The sequence below is a fragment of the Sneathiella litorea genome (assembly GCF_009882915.1).
GTDB lineage: Bacteria > Pseudomonadota > Alphaproteobacteria > Sneathiellales > Sneathiellaceae > Sneathiella > Sneathiella litorea.
Window position 1 is genome coordinate 825,685 of the sequence record NZ_WTUW01000002.1, and the last position, 19,274, is coordinate 844,958.

The 19,274-nt window shown below is 55.1% G+C and carries 24 protein-coding genes and 1 tRNA gene; 8 read left to right on the top strand and 17 right to left on the bottom strand.

Features of this window, described 5'->3' with window-relative positions:
- Positions 1-3 precede the first annotated feature (3 nt).
- Together GQE98_RS10305 and GQE98_RS10310 are read left to right on the top strand one after the other, a co-directional pair.
- A complete protein-coding gene (locus tag GQE98_RS10305) occupies positions 4-495 on the top strand; it encodes a CoA-binding protein (protein ID WP_161315555.1) in 492 nt (163 codons plus the stop codon).
- A gap of 1 nt (position 496) precedes the next feature.
- Entirely contained in the window at positions 497-1,774 is a 1,278-nt protein-coding gene (locus tag GQE98_RS10310; RefSeq protein ID WP_161315556.1) for an O-acetylhomoserine aminocarboxypropyltransferase, read from the top strand.
- 3 nt (positions 1,775-1,777) lie between these two features.
- On the opposite strand, the gene GQE98_RS10315 is transcribed toward GQE98_RS10310, so the two are convergent.
- On the bottom strand, positions 1,778-2,158 hold the full coding sequence (locus GQE98_RS10315; protein ID WP_161315557.1) for a VOC family protein: 381 nt from the start codon (positions 2,156-2,158) through the stop codon (positions 1,778-1,780).
- An 88-nt stretch (positions 2,159-2,246) separates the two neighbouring features.
- On the opposite strand from GQE98_RS10315, the gene GQE98_RS10320 reads away from it, so the two are divergent.
- The 3 genes from GQE98_RS10320 (at position 2,247) to GQE98_RS10330 (ending at position 4,016) form a co-directional block, all read left to right on the top strand.
- Positions 2,247-2,645, top strand: a complete 399-nt coding sequence (locus GQE98_RS10320) for a hypothetical protein (RefSeq protein ID WP_161315558.1) — start codon at positions 2,247-2,249, stop codon at positions 2,643-2,645.
- Entirely contained in the window at positions 2,629-3,420 is a 792-nt protein-coding gene (locus GQE98_RS10325; protein WP_161315559.1) for a CsgG/HfaB family protein, read from the top strand. The genes GQE98_RS10320 and GQE98_RS10325 overlap by 17 nt, the downstream gene beginning before the upstream one ends.
- Positions 3,421-3,485: 65 nt before the next feature.
- On the top strand, positions 3,486-4,016 hold the full coding sequence (locus tag GQE98_RS10330) for a hypothetical protein (protein WP_161315560.1): 531 nt from the start codon (positions 3,486-3,488) through the stop codon (positions 4,014-4,016).
- Between the two features lie 81 nt (positions 4,017-4,097).
- Here the strand turns inward: GQE98_RS10330 and GQE98_RS10335 are convergent, their stop codons facing one another.
- On the bottom strand, positions 4,098-5,165 hold the full coding sequence (locus GQE98_RS10335; protein ID WP_161315561.1) for a COX15/CtaA family protein: 1,068 nt from the start codon (positions 5,163-5,165) through the stop codon (positions 4,098-4,100).
- An 89-nt stretch (positions 5,166-5,254) separates the two neighbouring features.
- Entirely contained in the window at positions 5,255-5,935 is a 681-nt protein-coding gene (locus tag GQE98_RS10340; RefSeq protein ID WP_161315562.1) for a hypothetical protein, read from the bottom strand.
- A 243-nt stretch (positions 5,936-6,178) separates the two neighbouring features.
- Between GQE98_RS10340 and GQE98_RS10345 the strand changes: the two genes are divergently transcribed.
- Entirely contained in the window at positions 6,179-6,886 is a 708-nt protein-coding gene (locus GQE98_RS10345; RefSeq protein WP_161315563.1) for a DUF2971 domain-containing protein, read from the top strand.
- A 38-nt stretch (positions 6,887-6,924) separates the two neighbouring features.
- Here GQE98_RS10345 and GQE98_RS10350 read toward each other — a convergent pair.
- The 8 genes from GQE98_RS10350 to GQE98_RS10385 all read right to left on the bottom strand — a co-directional run bounded on the left by GQE98_RS10350 (position 6,925) and on the right by GQE98_RS10385 (position 11,801).
- Positions 6,925-7,001, bottom strand: a tRNA-Pro gene (locus GQE98_RS10350).
- 132 nt (positions 7,002-7,133) lie between these two features.
- On the bottom strand, positions 7,134-7,574 hold the full coding sequence (locus GQE98_RS10355; RefSeq protein ID WP_343044192.1) for a MerR family transcriptional regulator: 441 nt from the start codon (positions 7,572-7,574) through the stop codon (positions 7,134-7,136).
- 1 nt (position 7,575) lies between these two features.
- A complete protein-coding gene (locus GQE98_RS10360; RefSeq protein ID WP_161315564.1) occupies positions 7,576-7,881 on the bottom strand; it encodes an integration host factor subunit alpha in 306 nt (101 codons plus the stop codon).
- A gap of 187 nt (positions 7,882-8,068) precedes the next feature.
- Positions 8,069-9,040, bottom strand: a complete 972-nt coding sequence (locus GQE98_RS10365) for a beta-ketoacyl-ACP synthase III (RefSeq protein WP_161315565.1) — start codon at positions 9,038-9,040, stop codon at positions 8,069-8,071.
- Positions 9,041-9,052: 12 nt separating this feature from the next.
- A complete protein-coding gene (plsX, locus tag GQE98_RS10370) occupies positions 9,053-10,201 on the bottom strand; it encodes a phosphate acyltransferase PlsX (RefSeq protein WP_161315566.1) in 1,149 nt (382 codons plus the stop codon).
- A gap of 42 nt (positions 10,202-10,243) precedes the next feature.
- Positions 10,244-10,429, bottom strand: a complete 186-nt coding sequence (rpmF, locus tag GQE98_RS10375) for a 50S ribosomal protein L32 (RefSeq protein ID WP_161315567.1) — start codon at positions 10,427-10,429, stop codon at positions 10,244-10,246.
- Between the two features lie 83 nt (positions 10,430-10,512).
- The gene (locus tag GQE98_RS10380) at positions 10,513-11,073 is read right to left on the bottom strand and encodes a YceD family protein (RefSeq protein ID WP_161315568.1); all 561 of its coding nucleotides are present in this window, start codon (positions 11,071-11,073) and stop codon (positions 10,513-10,515) included.
- 182 nt (positions 11,074-11,255) lie between these two features.
- A complete protein-coding gene (locus GQE98_RS10385) occupies positions 11,256-11,801 on the bottom strand; it encodes a ubiquinol-cytochrome C chaperone family protein (protein WP_161315569.1) in 546 nt (181 codons plus the stop codon).
- Between the two features lie 163 nt (positions 11,802-11,964).
- Here GQE98_RS10385 and GQE98_RS10390 point away from each other — a divergent pair, with 163 nt between their 5' ends.
- On the top strand, positions 11,965-12,417 hold the full coding sequence (locus GQE98_RS10390) for an outer membrane protein assembly factor BamE (protein WP_161315570.1): 453 nt from the start codon (positions 11,965-11,967) through the stop codon (positions 12,415-12,417).
- Between the two features lie 79 nt (positions 12,418-12,496).
- Here the strand turns inward: GQE98_RS10390 and GQE98_RS10395 are convergent, their stop codons facing one another.
- Positions 12,497-14,602 (bottom strand): sodium-translocating pyrophosphatase, encoded by a 2,106-nt coding sequence (locus GQE98_RS10395; RefSeq protein ID WP_161315571.1) that lies wholly within the window; start codon positions 14,600-14,602, stop codon positions 12,497-12,499.
- A 268-nt stretch (positions 14,603-14,870) separates the two neighbouring features.
- Here GQE98_RS10395 and ppa point away from each other — a divergent pair, with 268 nt between their 5' ends.
- Positions 14,871-15,386 (top strand): inorganic diphosphatase, encoded by a 516-nt coding sequence (gene ppa, locus GQE98_RS10400; RefSeq protein WP_161315572.1) that lies wholly within the window; start codon positions 14,871-14,873, stop codon positions 15,384-15,386.
- A gap of 42 nt (positions 15,387-15,428) precedes the next feature.
- Here ppa and GQE98_RS10405 read toward each other — a convergent pair whose 3' ends face one another.
- The 5 genes from GQE98_RS10405 to GQE98_RS10425 all read right to left on the bottom strand — a co-directional run bounded on the left by GQE98_RS10405 (position 15,429) and on the right by GQE98_RS10425 (position 19,272).
- Entirely contained in the window at positions 15,429-16,619 is a 1,191-nt protein-coding gene (locus GQE98_RS10405; RefSeq protein ID WP_161315573.1) for an MFS transporter, read from the bottom strand.
- Between the two features lie 45 nt (positions 16,620-16,664).
- Positions 16,665-17,225 (bottom strand): DUF4865 family protein, encoded by a 561-nt coding sequence (locus GQE98_RS10410; RefSeq protein ID WP_161315574.1) that lies wholly within the window; start codon positions 17,223-17,225, stop codon positions 16,665-16,667.
- Between the two features lie 106 nt (positions 17,226-17,331).
- Positions 17,332-18,345, bottom strand: a complete 1,014-nt coding sequence (gene thiL, locus GQE98_RS10415; RefSeq protein WP_202526223.1) for a thiamine-phosphate kinase — start codon at positions 18,343-18,345, stop codon at positions 17,332-17,334.
- Positions 18,332-18,811 (bottom strand): transcription antitermination factor NusB, encoded by a 480-nt coding sequence (nusB, locus tag GQE98_RS10420; protein ID WP_161315575.1) that lies wholly within the window; start codon positions 18,809-18,811, stop codon positions 18,332-18,334. Before nusB ends, thiL begins: the two co-directional genes overlap by 14 nt.
- Positions 18,808-19,272 (bottom strand): 6,7-dimethyl-8-ribityllumazine synthase, encoded by a 465-nt coding sequence (locus GQE98_RS10425; RefSeq protein ID WP_161315576.1) that lies wholly within the window; start codon positions 19,270-19,272, stop codon positions 18,808-18,810. Before GQE98_RS10425 ends, nusB begins: the two co-directional genes overlap by 4 nt.
- Between the last annotated feature and the right edge of the window lie 2 nt (positions 19,273-19,274).

The window sequence follows — 19,274 nt, forward strand, 5'->3', positions numbered from 1 at the left end:
CGGATGAACCATGATGCTTACGCCGATGATTATATCGGCGACATCCTCAATGAGGTGAACACGATTGCCGTGGTCGGCGCGAGCAGCAACCCATCGCGGCCGAGCTACTACGTCATGAAATATATGAAACGCAAGGGGTACCGCTGTATTCCGGTCAATCCCGGCCTTGCGGGTCAGGAACTTCTTGGCGAGACGGTCTATGCTTCCCTCCTGGATATTCCGGAGCCGGTCGATATGGTCGATTGCTTTCGCAACTCAGAGGCCATTCCCCCGATTGTCGACGAGGCCATCAGGATCAAGGCGAAGGTTATCTGGATGCAACTGGGCGTTCGCCATGACGAGGCCGCAGCAACCGCAGAGGCGGCGGGCCTGAAAGTCGTCATGAACCGTTGCCCCAAAATCGAATTCGGGCGTCTGTCCGGTGAAATAGCCTTTATGGGCGGCCGGTCCGATGTCATTTCTTCAAAACGTTCAAAACTAGTAAGGAAAAAATAGCATGAGCTCCCCAAAATTCGAGACCCTCTCCGTCCATGCCGGCGCCACGCCGGACCCGACCACCGGCGCCCGCGTCACCCCGATCTACCAGACATCCGGCTATGTCTTTGATGATGCGGACCACGCGGCGGAACTGTTCAACCTGCAGGCCTTCGGCAACATCTATTCGCGCCTGACCAATCCGACCAACGCGGTGCTGGAGGAACGGGTGGCAACACTGGAAGGCGGCGCAACCGGCCTTGCAGTCTCCTCCGGTCATGCGGCGCAGTTGATTGTCTTTCACACCCTGATGCAGCCCGGCGATGAGTTCCTTGCCTCCACCCGGCTTTACGGCGGATCCGTCACCCAGTTCAGCCAGTCCTTCAAGAAGTTCGACTGGAACGCGATCTTTGTTGACCCGAAGGACCCGGAAGATTTCAAGAAAGCCCTGACACCGAAATGCAAGGCCATCTTTATCGAGAGCCTTGCCAACCCCGGCGGCGTCATGACCGATATCGAGGCAATTGCCAAGATTGCCCATGACGCGGGCATCCCGCTCATCGTCGATAACACGCTGGCCACGCCGTATCATTGCCGCCCGATCGAATGGGGCGCAGATATCGTTGTTCATTCGGCGACGAAATTCCTGTGCGGCCATGGCAACTCCATGGGCGGCATGATCGTCGATTCCGGCACCTTCGACTGGAGCGCGTCTGACAAGTTCCCAACCCTGAGCCAGCCTAATGACTCCTATCATGGTCTCAAATTCCATGAAACTTTCGGCCAGCTCGGTTTCGGCATCGCCTGCCGCGCCCTGGGCCTGCGCGATCTCGGCCCGGCCCTCTCCCCTTTTAATGCCTTCATGATCCTGACCGGGATCGAGACCCTGCCCCTTCGCATGGAACGGCACAGCGAGAATGCCCTCAAGGTTGCCGAGTATCTAAAGAACCATGACAAGGTCAGCTGGGTTTCCTACGCCGGCCTGAAAGGCGATCCCTATTATGAGCTGGGCCAGAAATACCTGAACGGCGGCGCCGGCGCAGTCCTCACTTTCGGGATCAAGGGCGGCTATGAGGCCGGGGTCAAGGTTGTGGAAACGGTTGAACTGTTCTCCCATCTCGCCAATATCGGCGATACACGGAGCCTGATCATCCATCCAAGCTCGACCACCCATCGCCAGCTCAGCGAAGAACAGCAGGTCGCGGCGGGTGCCGGGCCAGACGTTGTCCGTCTTTCCATCGGGATCGAGAATGTCGAGGACATCATCGCCGATCTGGAACAGGCCATCAGCGCCAGCTAACGCCTATTCGTCGTAAACGGATAGCTCTATAAGGTTGAGATCGGGGTCGCGCACGTAAATTGACGTGATCGGCCCCCTCGCCCCCGTCCGGGCCACCGGCCCCTCGAGAATGGCAATCCCGGCCGCAACAAGCCGGGCCTGCATCTCCGCCAACTCCCCCTCGATAATAAAACAGAGATCCGCCGTGCCGGGCTTCGCCAGATGCGCTTTCGGCTCGAACTCATGGCCGGCTAGATGCAGGTTGATTTTCGACTGCCCGAAGTTAAGCGCACACCGACCTTCGCCAAATTCTTCATAAATCATCCCTAATACTTCACAGTAAAACGACTTTGTTCGTTCAATACTGGTAACAGTTAAAACAAGGTGATCTATATTTTTTATCATCTAATATTTATAATTTTAAGTATTTTAATATTGAAACTAATTTATTCAATAATAAATAATCAAAAATTTCCTTTGTTATGGAAAAATCATGAAACATTCATTCGTAATTACTTCAATTCTATTATTTACCTTACCGGCAATCGCTGTCGCCAAGGACGGTACGGTTACTGCCGCAGCAAGCTGGAATAACAGCGCCGGTTTCCAGACATCCTATGACAAGCTGGTCAAGCTGACCACCTCCGAAGCAGTCGAACGGCAAGACGGCGGATATTATGATCAGTGGCAGCAGCATAATCTCTATATCTCCAACAGCTCGATCGACACCCAGACGAACATAACCACCGGCGATGTGCGCGACTTGAATGTCACCTCTACGCACTGCGGCCATTCTGTCGCGCAGCAGCCTATTAATACATCTGGCGAGAATAATATAACGGCGGGCGATGTGGCCTGCATCGTGGGGACGGAAAATGCGACCAATCCTTAAATGCGTGCCGCTGTTGCCGATTATCCTGACGGGCTGCATCGCGACCAGTCAGGAGAATGTTACGCTGCCCAAGGGACCGCCGGTGCAGACGGTCAGCACGCCTTATGATCGCTTGATCGCCTGCGTCGCGGACAAGGCCAAACTCCATGGTGTCTGGGCCGTGGGTGATATCGTCGACGCCACCGGCAAGTTCAGCAGTGAGTTTGCGGGGACCGGGAAATATGTCAGTCAGGGCGCCGGCGACATGATGCAGACGACCCTGATCCGGGCCCAGGCGGAATCCGTCGTCAACCGGCGCGATCCCCGCCCGGTTATTACCGAAATCCAGCTCGGCATCCGCGACGCCAAGCAATTCCTGTTGATGGATTACTACATTACCGGCTCGATCAATACGCTTGATTTTATTCCCGGCGCGGCAGCGGAGGTGACAATTGCCGGGGTCGGTCCGCGCTACCGCCAGAACCGCGCCCTTGTCGGACTTGATTTGCACCTGACCGATGCGCGTAGCTCCGAGGTGCTGGCGGCGGTCAATATCTCGAAACAGATTTTCGCCGATGAAGCCGGCTTCGGCATCGGGCGCTTCTTCGGAGAGACGCTGGTCGATATCGATATCAGCGGCCAGAACCGCGAACCGTTACAGCTCTCGCTCCGTTCCATGTTGCAATTCGGGCTTTACGAAATGCTCTCCCAGCTCAATTCGGATCTTCGCGCCGACTGCCAGCAGATCGTCGAGTCCATTGAGGGGGTCGAGGATAACGAAGCCTCTCCGTCATAACAAAAATAACAGCATTTTTTAGGGATGCGTCACTCCCAACTTCATTTAAAACAAAGGAATTTACGATGAAAAAACTTGTATTCGGCTCACTCCTGCTGGCGCTAGCTGCCAGCCCCGCCCTCGCAAAGGATATTAATTCCGAAGGTCCGGCAAGCATGACCAACGATGTCAGCGTCGGTATCAGCGATACGATGATCGCGGTTGGCGATACTAACGGCACCATCGCCATTCAGGGCCGCTATGCCACCAACTTCGGCTCCAACAATATCGGGGCAACGGTGGCGCCGCAGACGATCTTCTTTCCTAATTTTGAAGCGCCATACTTAGGCAGCATTCCCGCCAATGCTGACGGAAGCCTGACCATTGAGGGGGCGAGCATCAGCAACACGGCAATCGGGGCCTATGCGCATATTGAGCAACCAAGTCTCACGATTTCAGAGGATGGCCTGACAGATATCATCCAGTCTCTGGTCGGCGTGGGGGACTCGGATCCGAATTTGGATCTGGTCAACACCACAGTGGATAAACGAGGGCCCACGGCCGGGGTTATTGTCGCCGTTGGCGCGATCCAGTCTTCCCCTGACTTCTATAAATAATAACACATATCCGTCGGCATTCGCTGGCTCATCATGTCCGAATGGCGGCCCTGCGCCGGTCAGCTTAATAGCTGGCCGGTTTTACGTTGCCTGTTCTGACCGGAGGTCATGCACCACGAACAGCGCGGCAGCAAGGACGAGCATACCACCCGCCTGATGCGCCGCACCGAGGGCCACCGGCACCACATGGAGCAGCGTGACAATCCCGAGAAACACCTGCGCGAGGACGAGGGTCACCGCCCAGGAAATGCCAAGGCGCAGACGGCGGTCCAGCCCCCAGCCCCGGCTCACGAGATAAAGCCAGATGGCGGCGGCGGCAATGGCATAACCGACCATCCGGTGGACAAATTGCACCGTGCCCGGATTTTCAAGGAAGTTGTGATAGAGCGGCTGCATATGGAGGAAATCCTCCGGCAGGAACCGCCCGCCCATCAGCGGCCAGTCCGTATAGACGAAGCCCGCGTTAAGCCCGGCAACAAAGCCGCCGATAATAATCTGCAGCGCGATCAGCAGCAGCAGCGCATAGCCCGTCCGCCGCACCGTTGCGGGCGCGGGCGCGCGCCTCTCCCCCGTCGGGCGGAGCAAATCAAAAATCGTCCAGAGCAATGCCGCGAAAATCAGGCTGGCGAGCGCGAGATGCGCCGTCAGGCGGTAATGGCTCACGTCCGGATGATCGACGAGGCCGCTTTTCACCATGAACCAGCCCATGCCCCCCTGTGCCGCGCCAAGCAGGAACAGCAGCGCGAGCCGGGGCGCCATGCTCCGCGGGATCTTCCGAAGCAGCAGCAACAAAACGAACGGCACAAAGAACGCGAGACCGATAATGCGCCCCAGTACCCGATGCGCAAACTCGAAGGCATAGATGCCCTGAAACTCTGAAAGGCTCATGCCCTTGTTGATTTTCTGGTATTCGGGAAACGCCTTGTAGCGTTCAAACTCGGCCATCCAGGCCTCATGACTGAGCGGCGGTAGCCAGCCCGTCACCGGCTTCCAGTCGGTCATCGAGAGGCCCGAATTGGTAAGCCGCGTCACCCCGCCCAGAACAATCATCGCAAACACCAGCACCGCCACCAGCGTGAGCCAGGTGATCACCAGTTTGCGGCCATCAGCCGCGGGCGCGCCTGCGCCGCTCTCAATATCCGTTGTCATGGGCCGCAACATACCCCAATTTCCCCCAAAAGCAATATGGCGCGAAGGGAGTTGCGGCACTCCGTCGCAGGGGGAATTATCGCGCGAAACTAGACGATGGCATCCAGCGCCAGCTTTACATGATCGAGATCATCAAAAGTTTCCTTATGCGCGGTTTTTGCAAGGTCGCGCACCGCCTTCACCTCGGCTTTCGTCGGGACATCTGGCGGAGTGCGATCGATTTCGCGCTTTTTACGCTCCAGGTCGCGCAAGGCCTTTTTGGCCTTCTTGAAAGAGGCTTCGGCCGATTTGATATGCGGTTTTGCGGCGGCAAACTTCTTGGCGGCGACGGCCGCACCGGCGGCTTGCGCTTTCGCGTCCCGCGCCTTGCCGAGCAGGTCTTTTACGCTGTCACCAAAACCCTTTATCTCGCCATACTGGGTGCGCCTGGTTGATTTGTCATTCGTACCGTCCCCCCCCGGGATATTGGCGTCCGTCGGCAAATCATCCTTCTCCAGATCCAGGTCGTCGGCAAGATCCTCGGCCTGCGACGTCAGTATGCCGGCAAGGGCCGCGGTTTGCTCAAACCCCAGGATCGGGGCCCACAACAACGGCTGGCTCAGAACGGGGGCCGCCAGCGCGGTTGTCAGCGACGAGATCGGAAACGCCGCCGTCGCGGGCTGGGGATGAGACAATATCTGGCGACCCAGACTTTCCATATTATACCAGATCGCCGGGACGGCTTTTTCCAGCTCCAAGATACGTTCATGTTCAGATAATTCCTTCGGCATGACCTCTCCTTTCGCATAAAATGAAATATATATGAGGTTTTTATCATATACCTTTTGCACAAAGGAACAAAGCAAATGCCGGGATTTTGGCCCCGCGCGAGTATACCCTCCCCGCGCAGCCAACCCCCGCGCGTTAAGGCACTCCGTCTCATGCCGTGTGCGGCGGATGCGGGATTGATTGACTTGCGAATTTAACTGCTTAAAATTCTCCTATAACGTGCTTATTTTTGTTTGAGGAGAAGTATGAATCAATATTCTCAAGAAAAAACAAAATCCAAGCTTAGACGCATTTACAAGTTTTGCGGTTTAGCCAAACATGCCCTTGATAGCCTAGAAAGAAAGCGAATTAAGATATGCACTGGAAGTGACATTAACGACCCATTTGATGTCTTGCCATACCTTGATCTTCATGGAACCAGCCATGAATATCTAATTCAATTGAGAGATACGGTTTTTTCTAGATTCGGCTTCATTAGCTTTTCTCGCAATTGGGAAAACCCTCTATTGTGGAGCCACTATTGTGATAATCACAGAGGCATTTGCCTTGGTTTCGACATTTGGGATGACGATAAAATCGTTGATATCGATTACGTAAAATCTCGTCCCGACGAACTTCGATGGAAGGGGATTTCAATAAAAGAAGGAAGAACAAGATTCAGCGTCATGGCGGCTGACATATTTCGTTATAAAATGGCAGAATGGCGATATGAAAACGAGTGTAGAACAATAGAAGAACTGCCAAGCAGGGATATTGTTAGCGGTTTATACTTCCGAAATTTTAAAGATAGCCAACTTAAACTCAAAGAAGTGATCATTGGCGCGCATTGTGAAGTCCCGTTCGAGGACATTAAAAGTATCCTTCCTACAAACTCGGATGTTAAAATTATTAAAGCCGGTCTTAATCTTAGACAATTCCAAGTCGCTAACAAAGACAAACTGGAGCCCCACTAAAAAAGCCCCGAAACCGTGAGGCTTCGAGGCTTTGTTTTTGGTCGGGCAGGCCGGATTTGAACCGACGACCCCTTCACCCCCAGTGAAGTGCGCTACCAGGCTGCGCTACTGCCCGCCAGGTCCTGGTGACCGGGCGCATCCGCGCCCAAGGCTGGCGCACTATACTGAGAGGCGCGCGCGATGGCAACGCCCGTTATCGCGTCAAACCCACTTTTTTTCCGTCTGCAAAAAATCCCTGTCCGCCCGCTCAGGCGAGCATCTCTTTCAGCTCTTTCAGGTCGCTCAGAACGCGCCTTAGCTGCGTCTTTGCTTCCCCGGAAAGAGGATCGCTCCCGCCAGTGTCGCCGTCGCCTTCCGTCTGGGAGAGCGCCGGGTTCCCCTCCGCCCGTGCAGCGGAGACCATGGCGTCCACATTATCGATGCGGCCGCCCTGCTCCTTCAGGAGTTTCTGCGCCCCGCGAATCGTGAAGCCATGCTTGTAGAGAAGATCGCGGATGCCGCGGATCAGCTCCACATCGGAGGGACGGTAGTAGCGCCGCCCGCCACCGCGCTTTAAGGGTTTGACGACCTTGAACTTCGTCTCCCAGAAGCGCAGGACATGCTGTGGAACATCCAGCTCCGTCGAGACTTCGCTGATGGTACGGAACGCGTCCGGCGATTTTTGCAGTTTCTGTGCCTCTCTCGCCACCTTATGCGCCACCGTTGCCCTTGTTGATCTTGTCCTTCAGGACATGGGACGCGCGAAAGACGAGAACACGGCGCGGATTAATCGGTACTTCCTCCCCGGTTTTCGGGTTGCGGCCGACCCGGCCGGTTTTCTGCCGGACCTGAAGACTGCCAAAAGAAGAAATCTTTACTGTTTCGCCGGCGACAAGCCGATCTGAAATTTCCGACAGAACAGCCTCAACATGATCCGCGGATTCATTCCGCGACAAGCCAACCTGCTGATAAACTGCTTCTGCCAAATTTGCTCTGGTTAATGTATTTTTTGTCATGATATCACCCCGTTGGACCATATAGGATTATCAAAGCGGAGAGCCTCGTCAATCATAAAGGTGCAATTTTCGACTGCTACCCGCCGAAAAGTCCGTTTTTTGGCAAAAAAGAGCGATAACTGTTTGAAATTGATCGCGGATTTGATGGTATACGGATGCCCGGCAGGAAAAAGAGATTCGCGAGACTTTACCAGCGGACCAGTGCCGACCCCCAGGTAAACCCGCCGCCCATGGCCTCCAGCAGCAGGAGCTGGCCGCGCTTGATCCGGCCATCCCGGACAGCCTCATCCAGCGCGAGCGGTACAGACGCCGCAGAAGTATTCCCGTGTTTATCAACAGTTAGGACGACTTTCTCAGGGTCGAGTTTAAGCTTTCGCCCCGTTCCGTCAATGATCCGCTTGTTCGCCTGATGCGGCACCAGCCAGTCAATATCGTCGGTCGTCAGGCCCGTTGCCTCCATCGCCTCATGCACAACACTTGCGAGGTTATTAACCGCATGGCGGAAAACCTCCCGCCCCTCCATCCGGAGGTAACCGGTCGTCTGGGTCGAGGATGGACCACCATCCACATAGAGAAGATCGTGTTTCCCGCCGTCCGAATGCAGGTGGCTGGTAAGGATGCCGCGATCATCGGAGGTGCCCTCACCTTCCTCCGCCTCGAGTATAATGGCGCCTGCACCATCAGCAAAGAGAACGCAGGTTGTCCGGTCTTCCCAGTCGAGAATGCGCGAGAAGGTCTCTGCGCCAATGACCAGCGCGCGGTTCACCTGGCCAGATTTCACGAAATTGTCCGCCGTCGCCAGCGCGTAGAGAAACCCTGTACAGACCGCCTGGATGTCGAAGGCAAATCCCTGCGTCATGCCAAGTTTCTTCTGCACCACCGTTGCGGTCGCGGGGAAAGTCTCATCCGGCGTCGCCGTGGCAAGAACAATCAGGTCAATGTCATCTGGTTTCAGCCCCGCCATGTCGAGCGCCGCCTTCGCCGCGTGAGTAGCCAGATCGGAGGTTAGTTCATCGTCCGCCGCGATATGCCGCTGCTTGATACCGGAACGGGCAACAATCCACTCGTCAGAAGTGTCAACTATCTTCGCGAGTTCTGCATTCGTAAGAATACGCTTTGGAAGGTAAGATCCGGTGGCAGTAATAGCTGAGCGGCGCATTTTTTTCCTGTTCTATCCGGCATCTTCAACGGTGCTGGAGGCTTTTTCTGTAGTCTTGATAGGCCGGGATGCCGATGCGACAGTGTCCTGCTGCTTTTCGTCATCTTCATTAGTCGCGGTTGTATTATTACTCATTTTCGCGGCCATATCAAAGGTCTCGAAATTATTGCGCATTTTATCGATCATGTCATCGGAAACCATCTCGATCGCCACACCAATTGCGTTGGAAAAGCCCATCGCATCGGTGCCACCATGACTTTTCACGCAAAGACCATTGAGGCCGAGTAACACGCCGCCGTTGTAAAGGCGCGGATCCAGCCGTTCCTTCAGGACATTCAGGCCGCCGCGGGAGAGGATATAGCCAATTCGGGAAATCAGGGAGCTTTTAAACCCGGCGCGCAGGAAGTCGGTAAAGAGCCGCACAACGCCTTCCGCGGTTTTCAGCGCCACATTGCCGGTAAATCCATCGGTCACGATCACATCAACCACGCCACGTGTAATATCATCACCCTCGACAAAGCCGGTATATTCAAAAGGCGGATTTTCAATGGAACGAAGCCGGTCTCCCGCCTCCTTGATGGTGTCGTGGCCCTTGAGTTCCTCGCTCCCGACATTCAGAAGCGCGACGCGCGGTGGAACCCGTCCGAGCACGGCACGGGCAAAATCCGCCCCCATAAAGGCGAATTGCACCAGGTTGTCCGCATCGCATTCAACATTCGCGCCGAGGTCAAGCATCACCGTCTCCCCCCGCGGGGAGGGCAATACGGAGGCAATGGCCGGGCGCTTAATTCCTGACATCATCCGAAGCGAGAATTTCGCCATCGCCATGAGCGCGCCAGTATTGCCAGCAGAGACAATCGCCCCGGCCTCGCCATCGCGCACAGAATCGATCGCAAGACGCATGCTGCTCTTGCGGCCCTTCCGGAGCGCCTGGCTCGGTTTATCTTCCGATTTGATCGCCTCATCCGTGTGGCGCAGTTCACAAACACTACGCACACCGGGATAAGCCTTTAACAGCGGTTCAAGTCGTGGCTGATCCCCAAACACCAGAAATCGTGCTTTGGGATACTGAATACGGATAATATCGATGCCCTTAATAACAATGTCAGGAGCGTCATCTCCCCCCATCGCATCAAGAGCAATGACAATACTATCAGGCATATTTTTTTCCGGCCACGGCCATCCTAATCAGCAAAATGCCGATTAGAGGATGTCGCTTGTTTCCAGAATTTCGCGGTCGCCATAATGGCCGCACTCACCGCAAATATGGTGGGAGCGTTTCATTTCACCGCAATTGGGGCATTCCTGCGCCTGCGTGCCGACAAGCGCGTCATGGGCCCGGCGCATGTTGCGCTTGGATTTGGTGGTCTTTCTCTTTGGTACTGCCATTTTTCCAGTCTCTCACTTCAGATGCCCTTCGCCAGGGCGACATTATAAATTACATCGATATGAGATAGCGTTATGCCTTCATATCACTTCTTACTCATCAAGTCCTTCAAATTTGCAAAGGGCTGGTGCGTCCCTTGCTCCTTCTTGACCTGATCCATGTCTATTTCCTCGTCCGCCTCAGCCAACTCCGGCAGGTCCGCCCGCCGCGGATAAGGCTCCAGTGCCAGCGCAATCTGCTCTGTTATCATGGCCAGCAGATCAATCCGCCCTCCCACGACCAACTCCGGCAGGTCCGGTTCTTCCAGCCCGACAACCTTGTCCAGATCCTCAACTTCGAGATCTTCTGGATCAAAGGTGTAGAACACCGTAAATTCTTCGTCAATCGCCTGCTTCACCGGTTCCAGCGACACAACGCAAGCCTGAACCGCTTCCGCCCGCAGCCTTCCCGACAGGGCAATCTGGCCATTTGCACTCTTGCGAACCAGCGATCCGCGCGCCTGGACATCTTCAACCCCCAGAATACCAAGCGATTCAGCAACCGCCTCACATTCCGCCGCCGTCGCCTTAATATCAAAATTCACGGACTCCCGCCCGAGACGCTCGACATTGATCAACCGAGCGGTTCCACCCCCGGTATCCTTCATTGCGACATTTCCTTCTAAATTCAGCCCAAGCACAACCTACCGGCGTCATTCCGTCGGGTATGCGATTCGAAGGCGCGAAAATACTGTTTTCGATGCGCGGGGTCAACGGATTTTGTCATTTCCCGAAAATGGCCTTTCCCATCACGCCAAACAAGGGGGAAATTATCGGTTTTCTGCGCCAATCAGTTCCCGGTGAACGGGCCGAAATCAGCCTTTCCTGCCATCAGGTTATCAATCCCCTGCCCGGCCAGCCGTTTATCTGCTTCCTCCACATAGCGCGCGAGGATCGCGACAGCCTCTTCCGGCACATCTTCAACGGTGCCGTAATGGTTCCGTTTCAGTGCCTCCTGCAATGATTCCGTCTCCTCGCCGTTGAGCGCGGCGTCATAGGCGGCAACGCGACCGTAAAAGGCTTTCGCCATTTTCTTGATATGCTTGCCGACACTCAAATCGCCAATACCGATTTCGCGCAAACTCTGATCCATATCCGCGAACATCTCATCAAACAGCGTTTGCGAGAGCTTTTGCGCGCGTTCCCCCCCTTCCTTCAACTGACGCATAATCAGGAAGGCATGCAGGGAGACCATCTCGAAACGGCCATCCACCGTATCGGGAACCGCCGCCGCCTCATAGAAAGCCGGATTACGCGACTGGCGAACGATTTCCGCATAAAGCTCCGCTGCCGGACGTTCCAGCGGATTGCGGCGAAAGAAATTTGTTAGACCCACGCGGTTACTCCCGCTAACTCGTCACGAAACCGCTTTTTCATGAACAAAAGCGTCGTGCCCTCAAGAAAATTTGACATTTGCCGACCGGCAAGCCATTTATTATCTCTGAGTTACGCATTTCACGGCGTTTAGTCAACTGAAAGGCGCGCCGGAGCAAGGAACCATGAAACTACTGAAGACCGGGCTTTCCATCGCTGTTCTCGCCGTCGTGCTTACGGCCTGTGAACCGATCAAGACGAACCAGGGATATCGCCTGGATCCTGAGCAACTCGCCCAGATCGAAGCGGGCGTTACCAACAAGGATGCCGTGCAGGCAATCATGGGCTCCCCTTCCAGCATCGCAACCTTCCAGACCGAGGGAGATGCCTGGTATTACATCAGCAGCAAGACGGAACATTTGGCCTTTCTGGCGAAGGAAGTCACCGAACGCGATATCGTCATCGTCAAATTCGATATCAATGACGTTGTGGCCGAGGTGCAAGACCTCAGTAAGGAAGACGGCAAGGAAATTGCGATTGTCCAACGGGAAACCCCGACGGGCGGGCGCGAACTCGGCCTTCTGGAACAGCTTTTCGGCAACCTGGGCCGCTTCAACAGCGCCAGCCAAGAGCAGTAGACTTCGCACCGCTTTTATACGCACTAAAAAACCCCCGGCCAAAACCGGGGGTTTTTCTTTGGGCTTGCGATACTGTGGCTTAATGCGCGAGAACCGCCAGCAATAAAAGCGCAATGATGTTGGTGATCTTGATCATCGGATTGACGGCAGGTCCGGCTGTATCCTTGTACGGATCACCAACCGTATCACCAGTTACCGCCGCCGCATGGGCATCGGTACCCTTGCCGCCATGGTGGCCATCCTCAATATACTTCTTGGCATTATCCCAGGCACCGCCCCCTGCCGTCATGGAAACAGCAACAAACAGGCCAGTAACAATCACGCCCAGGAGCATTGCGCCGACGGTGGCAAAGGCCGCTGATTTATCGGCAATTCCCATAATCACAAAAAAGACGACAATCGGCGCCAGAAGCGGCAGCAGTGACGGAATGATCATTTCCTTGATCGCCGCCCGGGTCAACATATCCACGGCGCGCCCGTAATCGGGCTTACCGGTGCCTTCCATAATGCCGGGAATCTCCTTGAACTGTCGCCGTACTTCCCGAACGACGGACCCCGCTGCCCGGCCTACAGCCATCATGCCCATGGCACCAAACAGATACGGCAACAGACCCCCCAGAATCAGCCCAACGACGATGTAGGGGTTTTTCAGGCTAAAATCGAGGGTGACACCCTGGAAATAACTGAATTGTTCCGCCGTTGCATTGGTGATGAAGAACTGCAAATCCTCCGTATAGGCGGCAAACAGCACCAGCGCGCCGAGACCGGCGGAGCCAATGGCATAGCCCTTGGTCACGGCTTTGGTCGTGTTGCCAACGGCGTCCAGAGCATCAGTGGTTTTACGCACTTCTTCATCCATATCCGCCATTTCCGCGATACCACCGGCGTTATCCGTAACCGGGCCATAAGCGTCCAGCGCTACAATCATGCCCGCGAGCGCCAACATGGTCGTCACGGCAATGGCAATCCCGAACAGCGCCGCAAAATTATAGGAGACAATAATACCGGCAACGATAATGATCGCCGGGACAGCCGTTGCCTCCATCGAGACAGCAAGACCCTGGATCACATTCGTTCCATGGCCGGTTTCCGATGCCGCGGCAATGCTGCGAACAGGACGGTATTCGGTCGAGGTGTAGTATTCCGTAATCCAGATCAGGAGGCCGGTAACGACGAGGCCTACCAAGCCGCAGAAAAACAGGCTCATGCCCGTGAAACTCTTGTCACCGATCGTATAGACTATATCTATGCCGACAGTGAACTGGGTAATCGGCCAGAGCGCAATGGCCGACAGGATCGTGGTTACAATAAACCCCTTGTAGAGCGCGCCCATGATGTTGTTGCTTGCCCCCAGCCTGACAAAGAATGTGCCGATGATAGAGGTAATGATGCAGACGCCGCCAATCATCAGCGGATAAGCCATCATGACCGCATCGCCCGCGAAATAAATCGACGCGAGAACCATGGTCGCGACCACGGTCACGGCATAGGTTTCGAACAGGTCCGCAGCCATACCGGCGCAGTCCCCCACATTATCGCCCACATTATCGGCGATCACCGCCGGGTTGCGCGGATCATCTTCAGGAATGCCGGCTTCCACCTTACCGACAAGGTCAGCACCCACGTCGGCGCCCTTGGTAAAGATACCACCGCCGAGACGAGCAAAAATGGAGATCAGCGAGGCACCGAGGCTGAGTGCAACCAGACTGTCAATCAGTCCGCGACCCTCGACCCCCGAGCCCATCAGATAGGCATAATATCCGGCCACCGCGAGAAGTGCGAGGCCAACAACAAGAAGACCGGTCACTGCGCCGGCCATGAAGGAAACATGGAGACCTTCTTTCAGGCTTTTTGAGGCGGCGGCAGCTGTGCGGACATTGGCCCGTACTGACACATTCATGCCAATAAACCCGGCCGCGCCGGAGAGAATGGCGCCAATCGCAAAGCCGACTGCAACGTTAAGATCCATCAGGAAGAACAGAATGAAAAAGATAACAACCCCGACGAGACCAATCGTCAAATACTGCCGGTTCAGATAGGCTGACGCGCCCTCCTGGATGGCGGCAGCGATCTGCTGCATCTTTTCCGTCCCGGCATCATGTCCAATGACCAACCTCGAAGCATAAGCGCCGTAGCATAAGGCTAACAGGCCGCAGATAATCGGTATCCATAATTCTACTGACATACTTTCGTCCCCATCAATGTTACAAGTTGGCCGTTAACGGGCCATACGTTTTTTGTTAATTGTCGTGCGAAGTTTCCCCCTCTGTGTGGAACCATGCATACTCAAGCAATGGTCGAATTGTAGAATGCCAGATTACCTTATTTTGCGCAAGGATTTGGGATATCTAATTTAGCATGTTCTTTTCTAACGATTTTTTTTGATTAGCCGGTGGAAAATTCTTTTGGAACATGCTATCGCAGCGCCAGTATTTTCCTGGAGACAAAGAGTCATGGATCTTTCAAAAATTCCGGCGGGCGTAGCTGCACCGTGGGACGTAAATGTTGTGATTGAAATTCCCCTTGGCGGTGTCCCCGTCAAATACGAGGTGGATAAGGAAAGCGGCGCGATGTTCGTTGATCGCTTCCTGCATACGGCAATGTTTTACCCTTGCAACTACGGCTTCATACCGCAGACCCTCGCTGACGATGGCGATCCGGTAGATGTCCTGGTGGCGGGGCCGATACCGGTTATTCCCGGTGCCGTCATCCGCGCCCGCCCGGTTGGCGTGCTGATTATGGAGGACGAGGCCGGTCAGGATGAAAAAATCCTCAGCGTGCCGGTGGATGAGCTTCACCCCTATTATTCCAATATCAGCAACTATACTGACCTGCGTGGTATCCTTCTCGACCAGATCTCCCATTTCTTCGAGCATTACAAGGATCTGGAAGATAACAAATGGGTCCGCATCAAGCGCTGGGGCGATGCTGAGGAAGCCGCGGAGATGATCCGCAAGTCCCTCGTCTGATTTCAGGCTGTTATGAGCAAGGCGGGCATGTCCCGCCTTTTTCTATTCCGCGGGCAGCTGCCGGCGATGGCCGCGCATGCTCCAGAGGGCGAGCAGGATAACAAAGGCCAGCAGCGGCAATGCGCCGAAATTGACCACATCCCAACCGAAGCGTTCCTGTAGTTGGCCACTCATCAGCGAGGCGGTCGCCACGGTGCCGAACACCAGAAAATCATTTAAGCCCTGGACCTTCGCGGTTTCCGATGGACGGTAGGTTGTCGCCACCAGCGTTGTCCCGCCGATGAACATGAAGTTCCATGACAGGCCGAGCAGGACCAGCGCAATATAGAAGTTCGCAAGCTCCAGCCCCATCAGGGAGACCGTCACGCTCGCAAGTCCCAGCAAGCCGCCGAGGATAATGATCTTGTATTCCCCATAGCGCGAAATAAGTGAGCCGGTAAAAAAGCTCGGGCCGAACATGGCGACCACATGCCAGCTGATGACATTGAAGGAGTCGCTCGGTGCATGGCCACAGCCAACCATGGCAAGCGGCGTCGCCGTCATCACCAGGCTCATCACGCCGTAGCCAATCATGGCACTCAGCACAGCGACAATGAAGGTTGGCTGCCTGACAATCTCGGATAAGGGGCGCTGACCCGATTCATTGTCCGGGATAACCATTTTCGGGATTTTGACAAAGCTGAGGAACAGGAGCGCGAGAACGCCCAGTATGATGATCGACAGATAGGAGCCCATATACATGAAGGGCGCGAAGATATCCTTGCTGTGGCTCGCGATCTGCGGGCCGAGAAAGCCCGCGATCACCCCGCCGGCCAAGACATAGGAAACCGCCTTGCTGCGGTTCTTGTTTCCTGCGATATCGATGGCGGCAAAGCGGTAATAGTTCCCGAAAGCCGTTGACATGCCGACAAAGATGGCGCCGAAAGCGAATAGCCAAAAATTACCGATCCAGATTGCATAACTGCAGATCGTGGCGCCGGTCATGCCGATCGTCACACCAAAGAGAAAGCCCGGCTTTCGCCCAACCCGCCGCATGAAGAAGGAGGCGGGAATGGTGGCAAGCGCCGTTCCCGTGACAACCGCCGTCACCGGCAGCGTTGCCAGTGATTTGTCGTCGCCGAGCAGAACGAGACTGGCGAGAGCCGCTGAGGAAATCATGATGGAGGTCGTGCTGTTCAACAGCGCCTGACAACCGGACATCAATAGAATACTTAACTTGGTCCGGCGATCCATGATCACTCCGTCCTTTTTCTTATTGTATGGAGCCTACGCCGACGATTAAGCCGCGCCCTGCATTTGTCGATAACTCTCCAGCACGTCATAGTCACTAACACAGTCAGATTTGACCGGGACCGCCTGTTCCCGTGTTTGCCAGAGACTATAGAGACCCTTTTCCCAACGATCCGGATCAAGAAGAACCATATGAGCATAAAGCCCTGGTGCCTCCAAAAGACTTTTATGATGCTTCTTTTCCGCTTCCATCATCTCACCCAACGAGCGGCTGGCCGAAACCTTGTCGACAGCGCTGCATAAATAAGTCGGGTCTTCTTTTGCCGGGCCATAGTCAAACGCAATTACCTGCCAACTGCGAACACGTGGTCGACCGAAAGTTTCAGTCACGCCATTAAACAGGTTATTGAGAAGAAAATCCTGCGCGAACTGCGCGTTTTCCCAGATGTAGAAAGGCGCATATACATGTTCTTCAACGTCATACAGGTAAAATTTATGGCGCAGACCAGGGCAGCCTTCAAAAAGCCGACTTCGGGCTGCCACATGCTTATGTATTTGCGTTTCGTCGAAATCTTGTGGCAAGCGCACCGAATATTGCATCGCCAGCATACATCTCTCCCAGAAGTACATAAAAATTTTGGAAAATATGTCAAGAATATGACAAGAAAACAACCCACACAATTGCATGGCTATTATGCAAAATCTCTAAAGCCGCCTAGAAATGCTGCCATCCACTACTGGAAATGGGCATTTCCACCCCCTCTTCCTGCATCACTCGCACGCCTTCTCCCTCGACCATCTCGCCGATAATGGCAAGGGACACGCCCCCCTCTTTCGCGAGCTTCACAAGGTCATCACGCTGATCAAGCGGCAGGGTAAAGGCAAGTTCATAGTCATCGCCGCCGGTGAGAACCCTCTCGACCAGCGCGTCATCGGATTCTACCGCTATTTTTGCGGCATCGGACAGCGGTACTTTTTTCCACTGGATTACTGCGGCAAGACCTGACTCCTCCGCGATATGGCCGATATCAGCGATCAGCCCGTCGGAAATATCAATGCAGCTCGTGGCCCGCCCGACAAGCGCCTGCCCCAGTGACAGCCGCGGGTTTGGAAGATGATAGCGATCCTCCAGATATTCCTGTTCGGTGGGATCAAGATCGGCCAGTTCCTCTTGCAGTGCAAGCAAGCCAAGTGCGCCATCGCCAATGGTTCCGGAAACGACAATCAGGTCGCCCGCGCCCGCGCCATTCCGCCGGAGCGCCTTCTCCTTCGCCACTTCCCCGATGGCCGTCAGGGACAGGGAAAGCGGCCCGGGCGTCCGAACTGTATCCCCGCCCAGAAGACCAATGCCGAATTCTTCCTGATCCTGCCCAAGCCCGTCCGCAAATTCCTGTATCCAGGAAAGAGGAAGCGCCTCCGGCCAGAATGTTGCGAGGAGATAGCCAACAGGCTCCGCCCCCATCGCGGCCAGATCCGAGAGATTAACCCGGAGCAGCTTGCGCGCAATATCTCCGGGCATATCGGACTCCCGAAAATGCACGCCCGCGACCATGGCATCCTTGGTCAGGACAAGGTCTTTTCCCTTGGCAGGCGTGAGTACCGCCGCATCATCGGTAAGACCAAGCGCAGCGGGAGTGCCGGCGGCAAGTGGTTTCAGTATTCCGTCGATCAGCGCGAATTCACCCCTTGCGGTATTTCGCTCAGTCCCGGCCATGTCAGTCAAATTCACCTGTGCGCAGCTCTTTCGCGATCTTGTCCAGCACTCCATTGACAAGCGCCGGCTCCTTCCCCGTGAAGAAGGTGCGCGCGATACCGATATATTCCTTTATCAGCACTTTCGCCGGCGTATCGATGCGGGCGAGAAACTCATAGGTTGCCGCCCGAAGCAAACACAGAAGCACCACTTCAAGCCGGTCCGTGGTCCGGTCCTTCTCAAGTCGGTCCGCAATCAGCTTGTCAATTTCCTCCTGCCGGTCCTTGGTGTTGAGGACAATATCCTCGAACAACGGTTTGTCGCTATCCTTGAACTGGTCGCCATCAAGCTCCTTGCCGACGCGATGCAGCAGGAATTCCTCCACCACCTCTTGCGGTGACTTGCTGTCATGCTCCATTTGATAGAGGGCCTGCACCGCATTGAGGCGGGCAAGGGTTTTGCGGCTATGCTTGTCGCCCCGTTTTTCACTGCGTGCGTTCATCGCGGGAACATTCCAAATTTTTCTTTGAGTTTCAGCATCTGGAGCGCCGCTTCCGCCGCTCCGCCGCCCTTGTTTTTATCTTCCTTGCGAGCCCGGGCCCAAGCTTGAGCCTCATTCTCGCAGGTAATGATACCATTACCGACAGCAATACAATAATCGGTCGAGATGTCCATCAATGCGCGTGCGCTTTCCTCCGAAACCGTATCGTAATGGGAGGTCTCGCCGCGGATCACGCAGCCGAGCGCCACATAGGCATCAAAACGCCGCCGGCCGCCCATGAACTCCATCGACTTGATGGCGAAGCGAACCGCCGCCGGAATTTCAAGGCAACCCGGCACCTGCACAACCTCATAGCTCGCGCCAGCCGCCTCAAGCACCTCTATCGCGCCCTCGAGCAGGGAATCGGAAATATCGCGGTAAAAATCCGCCTCGATTATCAGCACATGTATATCACTATTCATTG